Origin of the sequence: Shewanella hafniensis (assembly GCF_019655335.1) — a bacterium.
Classification (GTDB): domain Bacteria; phylum Pseudomonadota; class Gammaproteobacteria; order Enterobacterales; family Shewanellaceae; genus Shewanella; species Shewanella hafniensis.
Genome location: NZ_BPFD01000051.1, coordinates 1 through 13,632 on the forward strand (window position 1 = coordinate 1; position 13,632 = coordinate 13,632).

The following is a 13,632-nucleotide window of genomic DNA, read 5'->3' on the forward strand; positions in this document are numbered from 1 at the left end:
TCAATCAGTGCCTTAGAGGCCAGCATCAAGCTGTTTAATCGTTTTAGGTGAAGTTCTGGGCAGTATTGGTGTAAAGAATGTTGTAGGATATTGGCTTCGCGCATCTTGTTGTCCAAGTGTAGTTTTTGGCGAAACCATTTGATCATGCAACAAGATGCGCTTCCACCCTAATTTGATGATTTATTTGTAAATCATCAGGGGATTCTTCAGTACTTGGTATCAGCAAGTCGATCCTAAGGTGCTGTATTTAATCGCAGAATTGCACCAAGAAAACACTTATGTGACCCACCATGTGCAAAAGATATGCGCGTTTTTCAGCGCCATGACGCAGTTTGCCAGCGAGCTTGGCGCTGCGGGGCATCAAGTGCGTTACCTCACCCTAGACGATACCCAAGACTTTGCCGACCTCAACGCATTACTAGAGTATTTTGTCGCCGAAACGGGGGCGATTAAGTTTGAATATCAACGGCCTGACGAATATCGACTCCTCGTGCAATTGAGCCAGCTTAAACTCAACACCGCCGTGGTGAACTGTGTTGATACAGAACACTTTATCTTGCCGTTTGACGAAATCGATGCGCAGTTCCCCGTCGGCAAACACATTATGATGGAGCACTTTTATCGCCGTATGCGTAAACGCTTCAACATCTTGATGCAAGACGCAAAGCCACTCGGTGGGCAATGGAACTTTGATGCCAGCAACCGTCAGAAGCTTAAAACTCAAGATATAAAAGTCTTGCCTGAGCCATTAATGTTTAGCCTCGATGTGACTGAGATTCTCGCTAGGCTTGAGCGTCACCAAATCCCGACCATGGGTCGCATTGATGCGCCATTGCTGTGGCCGATAAACCGCGCGCAAAGCCTCGAATTATTAACCTATTTTTGTCAGAGTTGCTTGCCATCCTTTGGCCGCTTTCAAGATGCCATGACAGCGCAACATCATGCCAAGTGGAGCTTGTACCATAGTCGGCTATCATTCAGCCTTAACAGCAAATTAATCAGTCCGTTAGAAGTCATCAATGCGGCTATCGACAGTTATCAAACCAATGCTGAAATTGATATCGCCCAAGTCGAAGGCTTTGTTCGGCAAATCCTCGGCTGGCGTGAATACGTTCGCGGCATTTACTGGGCCAATATGCCACAGTACGCCAGCACTAATGCGCTCAATGCCCATGGAACGCTGCCCGATTATTTTTGGCATGGCGACACTAAGATGAACTGCATGCGACAAGCGTTATCCCAATCATTAGATTTTGCCTACGCCCATCATATTCAGCGTTTAATGGTGATTGGCAATTTCTGTTTATTAACCGAAATCGAACCAAATCAAGTCGATAAGTGGTATTTAGGCGTATATGTTGACGCCATCGAATGGGTTGAAATGCCCAATACTCGCGGCATGGCATTGTTTGCCGACGGCGGTATTGTCGGTACTAAACCCTACGCCGCCAGCGGCTCTTACATCAATAAAATGAGTGATTACTGCAGTGGCTGTCATTACAAAATAAAGGAACGTAGCGGCGCACTTGCCTGCCCGTTCAATAGCTTTTATTGGCGCTTTATGGACAAACACCGCGCAAGATTGTCGCAGAACCCCAGGATCGGCATGCTATACCAAACTTGGGACAAAATGGACGAGTCCACAAGGCACGCCATATTAGCCACAGCCGAGCACAACCTCGCTCATCTAAACCGTTTATAGTGGAGAGTTTGCCATGAAAGTACTTATCGTCGGCGGGAGTGGAGGTATTGGCCAAGCCATGGTTAAGCGAGTCCAAGAGGCATATCCCAACGCCACTGTGCATGCCACCTATAGGCATCATCTTCCCCAAGACAGGCAGAATAATATCCAATGGCATGCGCTAGATGTGACCAATGAGGCCGAGATTAAACAGCTAAGTGAACAACTCACTGAATTAGATTGGATTATTAACTGTGTCGGGATTTTACACACCCAAGATAAAGGGCCAGAAAAAAGCCTACAGTCACTGGACATCGCCTTTTTTCAGCACAATTTAACGCTTAATACCCTGCCCAGCGTCATGCTAGCTAAGCACTTCTGCCATGCCTTAAAACAAAGTGACTCGGCAAGATTTGCCGTGATATCGGCGAAAGTCGGCAGCATTACCGACAACAGATTAGGTGGCTGGTACAGCTATCGCGCCTCAAAGGCCGCGCTGAATATGTTTCTCAAAACACTGGCGATTGAGTGGCAACGAACCATGAAACACTGCGTGGTGTTATCCCTGCATCCGGGCACCACAGACACACCATTGTCTCAACCCTTTCAACAGAGTGTCCCTAAAGGCAAACTGTTTACACCTGAGTATGTCGCCAACTGCTTGCTGCCGATCATTGCCAATGCCACTCCGGCACAAACAGGGCGTTTTTTTGCCTACGATGGCACTGAGTTACCTTGGTGAAATAAGTTAAACAGTGAGCCTAGTCGCGCGATGCGGGAGGGCTCTTGCAAAATGCATATTTCAAAGGGCGTTTCAAAATGAATCCGGCAAAGCGATGGATCTTTCCCCTTAAAAAAGGGTTATGCCCAGAAGCCCCGCTAATCCTTAAATCTACCCACTTAAAAAATCACTCGCTTAAAAACACCCGCTTAACCTCGCCACCAGCTCCAACCTAAACCAATGAAAATCAATCAATAAAGTATTTTTTATAACTCACAAAGCCCGCTATTTGAATAGGCTAAATCACTATTACCCAAAAGTCCTAATTCAGATTTAAAAGCGTCTAAATGAACGCTGAAGATAGTTCCTTTGTACGATTGTTAACACTTTTACATTTAAATAACATCTAAGGTCATGCGGTCATTCACGCTTTACACAGAATAAAAATCTGAGAATCTCCGCCTGAGCAACAGCTCATTCTATTCGGCCATGGCAGAGGTATGCCGACGACCCTGTAGAAATCACAATAAAAAACGCTCGCCCGAGCCAGTTAAGCAGTATGGCATTCCAACGTTAATGACAAACGGAAAAAGGATTTTAAGCATGATGCTAAACAAAAAACTGTCGCTACTCTTCATTGCAGTGTCGGCTACGTTAGGCACATCAGCATTTGCTGCTGATGTTGTCGATGTCGGTACACTCAGAAGTGCGTCTTCAAGCAATAATCTAGTGTCACTGTTCAACTTAGACGCAGGTAGCCAACTCAAAGTCGAGAAAAAACTCGACCTAGGTCAAGGCAAGCAGAAGCAACGTTTACAACAATATTTCCATGACGTGCCTGTTTATGGTTTCTCTGTTGCAACGTCACAATCAAGCATGGGCTTCTACAGCGACATGTCTGGCCGCGTTTTAAAAAATATTGAAAAGTCGGCTGATTTTGTCAAACCCACTTTAACGGCTAACAAAGCGTTAGATATTGCCATTCGTGGTAAGTCTGAGAAAGCGGTTGCCGGCCTAAAAGCTGAAAACAAACAAGCTAAATTGTGGCTTTACCTTGATGATGCGGCTAAAACTCGCCTCGTTTATGTGACGTCTTTTGTGGTATATGGCGATGAGCCAAGCCGTCCATTCACTATGATTGACGCGCACTCAGGTGAAGTACTCAAGCGTTGGGAAGGGATTAACCACGCTGCGAGCGGTACAGGTCCTGGCGGCAACATCAAGACTGGCCAATACGAATACGGTACAGATTTCTCTTACTTAGACGTTGAAGTGAGCGGTGACACCTGCACCATGAACTCACCTAACGTGAAAACCGTTAACTTAAACGGTGCCACATCAGGCGCAACAGCCTTCTCTTATACTTGCCCACGCAATACAGTTAAAGAGATCAACGGTGCTTACTCGCCATTGAACGATGCGCACTACTTCGGTAACGTGATCTACAACATGTATAGCGAGTGGTACAACACTGCGCCGTTAACGTTCCAATTAACCATGCGGGTTCACTACAGCAGCAACTACGAAAACGCCTTCTGGGACGGCAGTGCTATGACCTTCGGTGATGGCGCAACGACCTTCTACCCATTAGTGAGCTTAGATGTCTCGGCACACGAAGTGAGCCATGGTTTCACTGAGCAAAACTCAGGCCTGATTTACGATGCTCAATCTGGTGGCATGAACGAAGCCTTCTCAGATATGGCGGGTGAAGCTGCTGAATTTTACATGCACGGCACGAACGACTGGTTAGTCGGTGCTGATATCTTTAAAGGCAATGGCGCACTGCGTTATATGGCAGATCCAACCTTAGACGGTATCTCAATCGGTCATATTGACGATTACTATGATGGCATCGACGTACACCACAGTTCAGGTGTCTTCAATAAAGCCTTCTACACACTCGCAAACTTACCGGGTTGGGATACACGCAAAGCATTCCAAACATTTGTGGTTGCTAACCAATTATATTGGACGGCTGACAGCTTGTTCTGGCAAGGCGCATGTGGCGTTAAATCTGCGGCAACTGACTTAGGCTTAAGTGCTGACGATGTGGTTACTGCCTTTGCTGCTGTGGGTATCACACCTTGTGAAACGCCACCACCACCGCCACCACCAGAAGCGACTGAACTCGCGAACGGTGTCGCAGTGACAGGTTTAGCCGGTGCATCTGGTAGCAAACAATACTACAAACTCGACGTAGCAAGCGGTGCAACCAACCTGAGCTTTAATATGTCAGGCGGCACGGGTGATGCGGACATGTATGTTAAATTCGGCCAAGCTCCTACCTCTAGTAGCTATGATTGCCGTCCATACAAAGCCGGTAATGCCGAAAGCTGCCCTATCGATCCAGCCCAAACAGGGACTTATTGGGTCATGGTCAGTGGCTATAGCAGCTACACAGGTGTGAGCCTAGTGGGTGCTTATGACGCTGGCGATGAAGTACCAAACCAAGATCCAACAGCGGGCTTTACGGCAAGCTTTGCCAACGGTAACGGTAGCTTCACTAGTACCAGTACAGACAGCGATGGTGATGTCGTTGCATGGAGCTGGAGCTTCGGTGATGGCACGACTGCTTCAGGCGCAAGTGTAAATCATCAGTATGCTCAGTCAGGCAACTACACAGTGACATTGACTGTGACTGACAACGATGGCGCAACGGCAAGCACTTCTGAAGAATTTGCAGTTGAAGTGCCAGAAGTGGCGTTAGAAATGACAGTGAAAAACGCTAACAAATCTCGTCGCGGCAGCATTCGTGTTGCACTCGAATGGGAAGGTCACAACGCTGATGAGTACACTATCTTCCGTAACGGCGTTGCTGTGAGTACGTCAAGCAGTTCATCGTTTATTGACCGCTTCACTGACCTAGCTGGCACTAGCTTCAGCTATAAAGTGTGTGAAACTAACGGCCCTTGCTCAAACGAAGAAACCGTTAACTTTTAATCGCATAAGATAATCGTATCGTGGCGCTAGCGTAAAATCCTAGCGCCAATTTATCGATAAACTTCTCGTTTCTTGTTAATGCCACTCAGCCTTTTTTGAGTGGCATTTTTTATGCTCAAATGCGGCGCACTATGCCAGCCTCGATCCCGTTAGAATCCTTATGTCATGTGCTTGAGCCAGCTTCACTGGCCAGCATGCGAAAATAAAGCGTTACTTCAAATGGCCACTTTCACCCACAGATTTTTTGAGTAACTTACGTTGTAAGGTGCGGCGATGCATCCCGAGTTGGCGGGCAGTAGCAGACACATTGCCTTGGTTCGCATTAAGCACTTGCTGAATATGCTCCCACTCCAAACGCTTAGGATTAAGGGGCGAGTCATCGACTTCATCTTCTTGAAGAGTATGGGAATGCCCATCCATTTCCAGTGCGGCGAGCAAGGTTTGGGTATCCACAGGTTTAGCTAAATAATTATCGGCGCCGAGGCGAATCGCTTCCACCGCAGTGGCGATACTGGCGTAGCCAGTGAGCAACACCATAGTCACCTTAGGCAGTAGATTACGTAGCGGCACAATTAACCCTAAGCCATTAGCTTCGGCAAGCTTCATGTCTAACAAAATGTGGCTAGGGCGAAACTCCCGCGCCACCAGCAGAGCATCGCTGGCATCATGGGTAAAGCGGCACTCAAAGCCGTGGCGCGTGAGCCGTCGGCCTAAAATACTCGCCAGAGAAAGATCATCCTCAACAATCAATAAACGTTTCATGATCTGACTCCATCAGCAGCCTGAGTCTTGGGCGATAACGATGCCGTTTTGTCCTTGAGAATCGTAAAGCAAATTTGTGCCACAGTACCGCCTTGGGGATGATTGGCCAGAATCAATTCTGCGCCCAAACGCTCTAGGCTGGCGTGACTGAGCAGCAGCGCAACCCCTAAGCCCTTGGGGCTCTCAATTAATAAGGTGCCCAATTGCGGTAATAAAGAAGGCGCAATGCCGGCGCCATAATCACGGATCTGCAAATAGATTTGAGCTTCACTTGGCGCGATATCTAAGCTGATATCCACCTGCGGCGCACCTAGGGTTTCGACACTGGCGCGGGCGGCATTCTCAATCAAAGCCATGATGGCAGGTGTGAGACTCATATCGGTCAGAATGCTTTGCTCTGCCAGTTGCTCAGGCGCACAAGTGAACAACCAGTTCAGTTCGGTCTGCGGCATAAGCAGTAAGGTTTTTTGCTTTAAACCGTCCACCAGCTCAGCGATCTTTTGTGGCCGCTGGCGGCGATCGCGGATCGACTCAGTCGCCAATCGCAGCTCGGCGAGCGTATGTTCACAGCGGCCTAGCGCAGTCTCCATCTCCACAACCGTTATCGAAGTGCCGCTCATATCTTCTTTGACTTCATCGAGTAGCAACCTCAGGCTCGAAAGCGGTGTGGCCAATTGATGCGCCATCTGCGCCGATGCAGTGCCTAGGGCTAAGAGTTGTTCCTGACGCAATTGCCCTTCACGCATATAGGCTAGCTGCGCATCTTGGCGGCGCATACGTTTAGTAATCAACGCCACGCTGGTTGTCATCACCAAAGCTGAAATCACAAAATTAAACCACATGCCTAAATAGTGGGAACTCATGTCCATACCGTGGTGCTGCATGGGGGATTCGGGCACAGTAAAAATCATCAAACTGTAGGCTAAGGTTGAAATAGCCGTCAGCGCCCAAGGTGCCCAGATTGGCAAAGTCACAGCCGCAAGTGCAATCGGCAACAGTAATAACGAGATAAACGCATTGGTCGCGCCGCCGGAAAAGTGCAGCCAAGATATCCAAAATAATGTGTCTAAGCTGAGCGCAATAAAGAGGCCACGCTCCTTGGCAAATAAGGGTTTACGTAGCGCCAATGTGAGCGACAGGTATAACACCTCCAGCACTAACACATGCACTAACGGCTCCATTTGCAGGCTAAGACCAAAAGTATCGGCGGCAAACGTGGTTAAGCCTATTTGCAGCAGCAAACCTAAGGTTCGCAGTAATGCGACTTGGTCGGCAGCCTGTAGACTGGTCCCTAAGATCTTAGCCATGGCGATTCCTACAGAGTGAGTCCGAATGCGGCCAATGCACCACTCGATTGCGTTAATGCTTGGCGCACGCCAGTGGCAAAATTGATTTCAGAACAAATCCCGAGCGCAGCTAAACGCGCACAGCTTAAAGTGCAATCCCTTGGCCGTTTGGCGTTATCTGTCGGTGTCGACTCAGGCGTTAAGTGCGCCGTGCTGAGTTGGAGAATCTCCCCAAGGGTCAGCAGCATCTGATACTTAGTCATGGTCTCTATGGCGCTAAAGTGATAAATCCCCTGCACTATTGGCGCTGCAATATGTTGTGCAATCATCTTATCTATGGCTTGAGCAATATCGGCGGTTGATGTTGGACTACGCACAGCCCAATGATCGGCACCTTGAGCCCGACGTTCAATCAGTTGGTTGATCAGCACTAGCACAGCAGATTCACTCAGCTTCTCGACTTGGCCGTAAAGGATTGGCAAGCGTAGCACGGCAAAATCAGCGCTAGTGTTGAGCACGATTTCTTCGCCCTTTAGCTTAGATTCACCATAAAAATTCACCGGATGAGTGGCAGCATCTTCGTCGTACTTAGGCTGAGTACCATCGAACACATAATCAGTAGAAACATAGATAAGCCAAGCATTATTGGCCTTGGCTGCCTTAGCTAAGGCTTGGCTAGCAGTTAAGTTAAGTGCCAATGCCGCCTGCGGATTTTGCTCGGAGACATCGGGGCGACGCTCGGCGGCGCAGTGCACTATGACTTGCGGTTGCTCGCGGGCGATAAATGTCTCGACAGCCAAAGGGGCTGTGAGATCGAGTTTATACACTCGTTCACTTGCGCGGCTAAAACCTGTTGCCACAACCTCATGCCCCGTTAATTCAAGCTGTTTTACGACAGCTCGGCCGAGTAGCCCTGTCGCGCCAGTTACCATGACCTTAGCCATATTGCCCCATTCAGTTTCAACTCATGTGTATGGCTGACAATTCTAAAAGCTTTTCATATTCAACGCACTTGTTTACTCTTTTAAACCAAACTTACTTAGGGTTAACTCACTTGAGATTAACCTGAGCACCAATAGGCTGAATTTGACTCCGACACTTCCTCTGATATTGGCAGGCCCCATGCTGCGCCACTGCGATGCCACCCATTTTACCTTGTGGTTTGTAAGTCGTGAGCCATTAACTGAGCTTATGTTGCGTCTAGGGGAACATGAGTTTCCGTTGCAGGATGCCGATGTGCACTATGTGCCACTCGGGCAGCACGCCCATCAATATCTGATCATGCTGTCGCGACCAGAGTTACTCACGCCGAATCGAGTCACAAATTACCAAGTATCCGCCTCCCAACATGGGGATATTTTTGCCAACATCAGTCAGCTGAACTATGGCGATGCCTCATCGCCAAGTGTGCGTTTTACCCCAGAATTAACCCAAGTATTGCCCCGCTCTTATCGTGATGAGTGGCGATCAAGTTTATATCGATGATGTGGCAGGCCCCATGTTAAACGCCATAGGACAAGTCATCGACTTGCTTGGCCTTCAGCATGAGCAGTTTGAAGGGGCGAATATAACGAGCAGTGAGGCACTGCATTATCAGCCCGCCGATTTGTATCAGCGCCATAAAAACCTGCTGCCGCACACTCAATATCCAGCTAAAACCGCGCTATGGCGTTGGTATCGCAATCACCCGATTTTCACTTCCTCCATTGCTGAGAATCATCTTGTCAGCCTGAATGAAATCATCGCCTTGTATTTACTTACTTGGTCGCCAGAGCTATGGGAATTAGTCAATATCCCCAAGGATGTTGATGGCTTAACATCCGCCAATAACGCCCGCTGGCAGAATGAATGGCAACATTTGCTCGGCTTTAAAGCTGGGCTGACGCAGGTGAGGCGCTTTATGGCGCACATTCCCGTTTACATGATGTTTGACGACCACGACGTCACCGACGACTGGAACCTCACCGCCAAATGGGAACTCGCTGCCTACGAGCATGCATTTTCGAAACGCATTATAGGTAATGCACTGATTGGCTATACCTTATTCCAAGGGCTCGGCAATGCGCCCGATAAATTTGCTGATGAAATCCGCCCGCTGCTCGATGCTTTTTTTGCACAGCCACAGAGTGAAAGTCAGGATCTGCTCATCGACGAATTACTTAAATTTGAGCAATGGCATTACACCTTAGCGACCTCGCCCAAACTTGTGGTGCTCGATACCCGCACCCGCCGCTGGCGCAGTGAATCCAATCTAGCAAAACCTTCCGGCTTAATGGATTGGGAGGCGTTAATGGATTTGCAGCAAGAATTGCTCGGCCAGTCGAAGGTCATTATCGTCTCGCCTGCCCCTATGTTTGGGGTCAAACTGATTGAGGCTGTGCAGCGTACAGCCACGCTGATGGGCGCTTCTTTGTTGGTGGACGCCGAAAACTGGATGGCCCACCCCGGTGCCGCCAACGCGCTACTGAGTATTTTTATGCACCGTAAAACCCCAGAGGAATTTGTGATCCTCTCCGGCGATGTGCATTACTCCTTTAGTTACGACATTAGTATTCGCTTTAGGCGCAGCAGTCCTAACATCTACCAAATCACCTGCAGCGGCATTAAAAATCACTTCCCCGAGAAGTTGTTACCGATTTTCGATAAACTCAATGGCTGGTTTTACGGCCACTTTTCGCCACTGAATTTACTGACAAAACGAAAACGTATGTCGCTGCGCGGCAGAAGACCGAATGGTGCGCCGAGCAAACGTTTAGTGAATAAAAGCGGTATTGGGATTTTGGAACTTGCGGATGATGGTGCGCCAACAAAAATTGCAGTTTTACATGGTGATATGAGCGAAACCTTGTTCGAACCTCCCAAACAGGAATAACAAATTAAACGGGTTTATTATGTTTAACCGTCTCAGGCTGAGTGGCACCCGAACCCGAATCCAGCGGTGGAATATTTTTAGATAATACCTCATCGGTTTCGACTTTCTTCGGCTGTACTTGATTGAAAATCAACGCCTCTGACTGCGGCTTACCTGCTGGTTTCTCATGTACCATTTGATCCCAAATCACCTTCGAGTCTTGGTCCACATCATCAGCCTCAACGGCCGATGCAGCAGACGAGCTCGGTTTCTTCGGTTCAATCACCGCAGCCCCCTTACGGATCTCAGCGGCAATATCCTTCAAATAAGGTTGTTTAGTCCAGTCGCCAACAAACATGGCTGCCACTAATACCGCAGCGCAAAGTAAGATAGAGATCATCGCAGATTTAGTCATAATGGACTTCCTTCAAACAATCGTAATATGGCTCCCTATGGCAGAGACTCAGATACTGCAGTTTGTATTCATACCATCACAGAGCCAAGCGCACAATTGCATCTGACCATTTCCTTCAAGCGAACTGGAAATAATGCTTTCCGCTGACTACAACTAAAAACCCTCACATTGCACGTCGTGATGGATCCCGCTCACAGGATCGATAAAACGTAAACGCTGTGCCATCAATTTTAGGGGGGCCTCAAATTTATCCGGTCCTTTGGGTAATAAGCTTGGATAAAATCTGTCGTTTAACAGTGGCATACCTAAGCTTTGCATATGCACCCGCAACTGGTGGGTTTTGCCGGTAATTGGGCTCAGGTGGAACAAACCAAGATCGCCATTAATGGCTACTAGGCTGATTTCGGAATGGGTATTCGGCTCGCCTTCTACTATTTTCATGGTAAAACTCGGATCGCTCGGCTGCATGCGGTTTTTTACCGTCCAACACAGGGGTAAAGTTAAGCTGCCCTGTTGATATTGCTGAATAATTTCAGGTGTCAGCTTGGCAATCGCTTGATAGTCTTTACGAATAGCATCGTCGATAAATAATTGATGATAAAGGGCGCGGGTTTCGGGCGCGACTGTCATCAAGATCACCCCTGCGGTTTCACGGTCAAGCCTATGAGCAGGCGCGATAGTGTCTATGCCGGTGCGTAATCTCAGTCTATGTACCAGACATTCGTTCACATAATTGCCGCTTGGGGTCACAGGTAAAAAGTGTGGTTTATAGGCCAAAATAACGTTGTCATCTTGGAATAGGATCTGTTCTTCGAAGGGAATTTTCGCTTCAACCGGCACTTCACGGTAGTAATACACCCGCGCAGCTGGACGATACTCGGTGTCCAAGGCGATCAAACTGCCGTCGCGCCAATGCACTTTTCCGTCGAGGATCCGCTGACGCCATACATCTTCACCTATGCGGGCAAAATGCTGTGCAAGAAAGGCAAACACTGTGGGTTTATCTGTGACATTCACAGGAAGCACTATGTAAGAAGGTTGGGCAGCGCGGGCTGATGCAGTCATATTACAAAAAAAGCAGCTATAGAAAGCCGCTATTCTAGCCTTTTTGTGGTTTTTCAGTCCACATGGGACTTGATAAGTTGCAGCACGAAATCCAAGGTTTTGTGACAATCTGGCTGATTCACTAACACTAATTTGTCCTTATTATACATAGGTAAAACCTCGAGCCAGCGTTGGCTTACCCAAGCGGCGTCTTCCAAATGCACTTGAGAATAGAGTTCAAACAGATCGGGATTCACCTCATAAAACTGTTCTAGTGCGGCGCTTATCAGCTCAAACTCGCCTTTAATCGGCTCCTCTTGCCAGTTTCGGCAGGGTAAAGTACGCGCCATCCATAACTTATCTTTGGCCTGCGCCGCTGAGAGGATGCTGACGCGCTGACGTCCTTCGAGCACTAGGCTGAGTGAATCATCTTCTAGCTGATTAAAATCGATAATGTCGCATTGGGTCGCGGTGGGATAACAGGGCGGACTACCGCGGGGCCGTATGGTGGCAAAAGCGAGCGCATATTTGCCCTTAAAGACATCGGCCACCATGCGCAGATGACCGGGGTCGACTACACGAACCTCTACCCGTCCCTGTGGCAGCAACAAGGCATCGCGCATGAGTAACGCCATTTCTCGTGTTTGCATAGCAACCTCCAGCACCTAAATAGAAGGAAACGAACATCAATGCATTCGTATTCCCTATTACTTTAGAGTGTAGCAGGTAGAATAATTTCCTTCCTGAAGCCCTTGAGTGCAAAATAAATTGGTAGCCCACTAGATGAAATCAGGGCATTTAAACCGCCGTTTTCTAAGCCCAATCACGGCGAACTAAAAACGCTCTAGTCGCTCTAGCACATTTCCCCTTGCGACAACCTCGGCAAACTCCTCGGCCAGACGCTCACTTAAGGCCACCGCTGTTCGCCAGTATTGCATCCGCTGCGCCGTATCCAGTTGTTTAAAATCTTCGCGGTCGGGGATTTTGCCAAAGGGCAATGAAGCCACAAATTCAGCCGATGGTGCTAACACGAGTGCATTGTGATAATTGACTCGGCCTTGGCGCCACTTCAAGGATTTATCGAACCATCCTGGGCTGATCGTTGGATAAAAATGTGGATACAGCGTCAACCCCGTAGCGTGGGATAAAGGCAAGTCGAAGTGATAGTCGGTAATGCCACCATCGTAATATTGCCCATCGGCAACACCCTCTATTTGCGGTACGGGGGCTAGCAATAATGGAATTGATCCCGTTGCTAACATCACAGCATCGACATTGGCCTCGGTTAATTCGGCCTGCTGACTGGGTAAATCATTGAGCTGCAAAAAGGGGGATGCTACAACTTGTTGGCTAAAGACCACACGTTCAAAATGCCAGCCTAAACTTCGGCGGCTGACTAAGTTAGTCGCCGCCGTTATCGCCAGCCCCACAACGAGTGGCAGCTTTGCCGTTAAACGATTTAAATGTTTGCCGCGGCACACCACTAAATGACTGTGGATATGAGCGTTGTTGACTATCTCACTACTGCCTCTGGCGCCTAAAATCCCCTGCACTACGCCTTTAACTTGTGCACTGACTTCCTGCGGGGTTGGCATACTTTCGTAACGCTGACCAATATAAAAATCCTCTAAGCGACCATAGGCTGCGAGAGGATCTTGCTGCGCCAAACAGGCTAAACGCCACGCCCCTGAAGACGCGCCAAGAGTATAAAGCGGTGTTTGTCTGTTTTTGAAAAACTCAGAAAACAGATACTTATCTAGCCCTGCGATACCAAGCCATTTAGGTCCACCGGAGGCGGCAAGTAGCTGGGTAAAATGTTCAGATTTAAGTCCTTGTTCTGCCAAGGTATTAAATGCTGTTGCTCCCGCGAGAAATCGTAACGCTGACAAATCTGTGTTCCTTCAAGCCAGTGCCATTAAAATGAAATAACGC

At 48.4% G+C, this 13,632-nt stretch carries 10 protein-coding genes and 1 pseudogene; 4 read left to right on the forward strand and 7 right to left on the reverse strand.

Going from position 1 to position 13,632, the window contains the following annotated elements; all coding sequences use genetic code 11:
* The first annotated feature begins 190 nt into the window (after positions 1-190).
* The 3 genes from K5Q99_RS14530 (at position 191) to K5Q99_RS14540 (ending at position 5,342) form a co-directional block, all read left to right on the forward strand.
* On the forward strand, positions 191-1,702 hold the full coding sequence (locus K5Q99_RS14530) for a cryptochrome/photolyase family protein (RefSeq protein WP_246604497.1): 1,512 nt from the start codon (positions 191-193) through the stop codon (positions 1,700-1,702).
* Positions 1,703-1,715: 13 nt separating this feature from the next.
* Positions 1,716-2,423, forward strand: a complete 708-nt coding sequence (locus K5Q99_RS14535; RefSeq protein ID WP_220777255.1) for an SDR family oxidoreductase — start codon at positions 1,716-1,718, stop codon at positions 2,421-2,423.
* 582 nt (positions 2,424-3,005) lie between these two features.
* Entirely contained in the window at positions 3,006-5,342 is a 2,337-nt protein-coding gene (locus K5Q99_RS14540; RefSeq protein WP_220777256.1) for a M4 family metallopeptidase, read from the forward strand.
* 210 nt (positions 5,343-5,552) lie between these two features.
* On the opposite strand, the gene K5Q99_RS14545 is transcribed toward K5Q99_RS14540, so the two are convergent.
* Genes K5Q99_RS14545 through K5Q99_RS14555 form a run of 3 tightly spaced genes read right to left on the reverse strand, consistent with a single transcriptional unit; the run spans position 5,553 to position 8,334 of the window.
* Positions 5,553-6,104: a response regulator transcription factor gene (locus K5Q99_RS14545; protein WP_220777257.1), complete on the reverse strand. Its 552-nt coding sequence runs from the start codon at positions 6,102-6,104 to the stop codon at positions 5,553-5,555.
* Positions 6,101-7,411, reverse strand: coding sequence for a sensor histidine kinase (locus K5Q99_RS14550; protein ID WP_220777258.1), 1,311 nt, complete (start codon positions 7,409-7,411; stop codon positions 6,101-6,103). Before K5Q99_RS14550 ends, K5Q99_RS14545 begins: the two co-directional genes overlap by 4 nt.
* Positions 7,412-7,419: 8 nt before the next feature.
* Entirely contained in the window at positions 7,420-8,334 is a 915-nt protein-coding gene (locus K5Q99_RS14555; RefSeq protein ID WP_220777259.1) for a dTDP-4-dehydrorhamnose reductase family protein, read from the reverse strand.
* 178 nt (positions 8,335-8,512) lie between these two features.
* Between K5Q99_RS14555 and K5Q99_RS14560 the strand changes: the two are divergent.
* Positions 8,513-10,262, forward strand: a pseudogene (locus K5Q99_RS14560) (alkaline phosphatase D family protein).
* A 4-nt stretch (positions 10,263-10,266) separates the two neighbouring features.
* Here K5Q99_RS14560 and K5Q99_RS14565 read toward each other — a convergent pair.
* The 4 genes from K5Q99_RS14565 to K5Q99_RS14580 form a co-directional block, all read right to left on the reverse strand.
* A complete protein-coding gene (locus K5Q99_RS14565; RefSeq protein ID WP_220591842.1) occupies positions 10,267-10,656 on the reverse strand; it encodes a hypothetical protein in 390 nt (129 codons plus the stop codon).
* Between the two features lie 153 nt (positions 10,657-10,809).
* Entirely contained in the window at positions 10,810-11,721 is a 912-nt protein-coding gene (locus K5Q99_RS14570; protein ID WP_106649248.1) for a pseudouridine synthase, read from the reverse strand.
* 53 nt (positions 11,722-11,774) lie between these two features.
* A complete protein-coding gene (locus tag K5Q99_RS14575; protein ID WP_106649247.1) occupies positions 11,775-12,350 on the reverse strand; it encodes an LON peptidase substrate-binding domain-containing protein in 576 nt (191 codons plus the stop codon).
* 183 nt (positions 12,351-12,533) lie between these two features.
* Positions 12,534-13,589, reverse strand: a complete 1,056-nt coding sequence (locus K5Q99_RS14580; RefSeq protein WP_220777260.1) for an alpha/beta hydrolase — start codon at positions 13,587-13,589, stop codon at positions 12,534-12,536.
* Positions 13,590-13,632 lie beyond the last annotated feature (43 nt).

Coding starts and splice junctions, on each gene's coding strand:
- K5Q99_RS14535 (WP_220777255.1), top strand. CDS start 1,716: ATGAAAGTACTTATCGTCGGCGGGAGTGGAGGTATTGGCCAAGCCATG.
- K5Q99_RS14540 (WP_220777256.1), top strand. CDS start 3,006: ATGATGCTAAACAAAAAACTGTCGCTACTCTTCATTGCAGTGTCGGCT.
- K5Q99_RS14545 (WP_220777257.1), bottom strand. CDS start 6,104: ATGAAACGTTTATTGATTGTTGAGGATGATCTTTCTCTGGCGAGTATT.
- K5Q99_RS14550 (WP_220777258.1), bottom strand. CDS start 7,411: ATGGCTAAGATCTTAGGGACCAGTCTACAGGCTGCCGACCAAGTCGCA.
- K5Q99_RS14555 (WP_220777259.1), bottom strand. CDS start 8,334: ATGGCTAAGGTCATGGTAACTGGCGCGACAGGGCTACTCGGCCGAGCT.
- K5Q99_RS14565 (WP_220591842.1), bottom strand. CDS start 10,656: ATGACTAAATCTGCGATGATCTCTATCTTACTTTGCGCTGCGGTATTA.
- K5Q99_RS14570 (WP_106649248.1), bottom strand. CDS start 11,721: ATGACTGCATCAGCCCGCGCTGCCCAACCTTCTTACATAGTGCTTCCT.
- K5Q99_RS14575 (WP_106649247.1), bottom strand. CDS start 12,350: ATGCAAACACGAGAAATGGCGTTACTCATGCGCGATGCCTTGTTGCTG.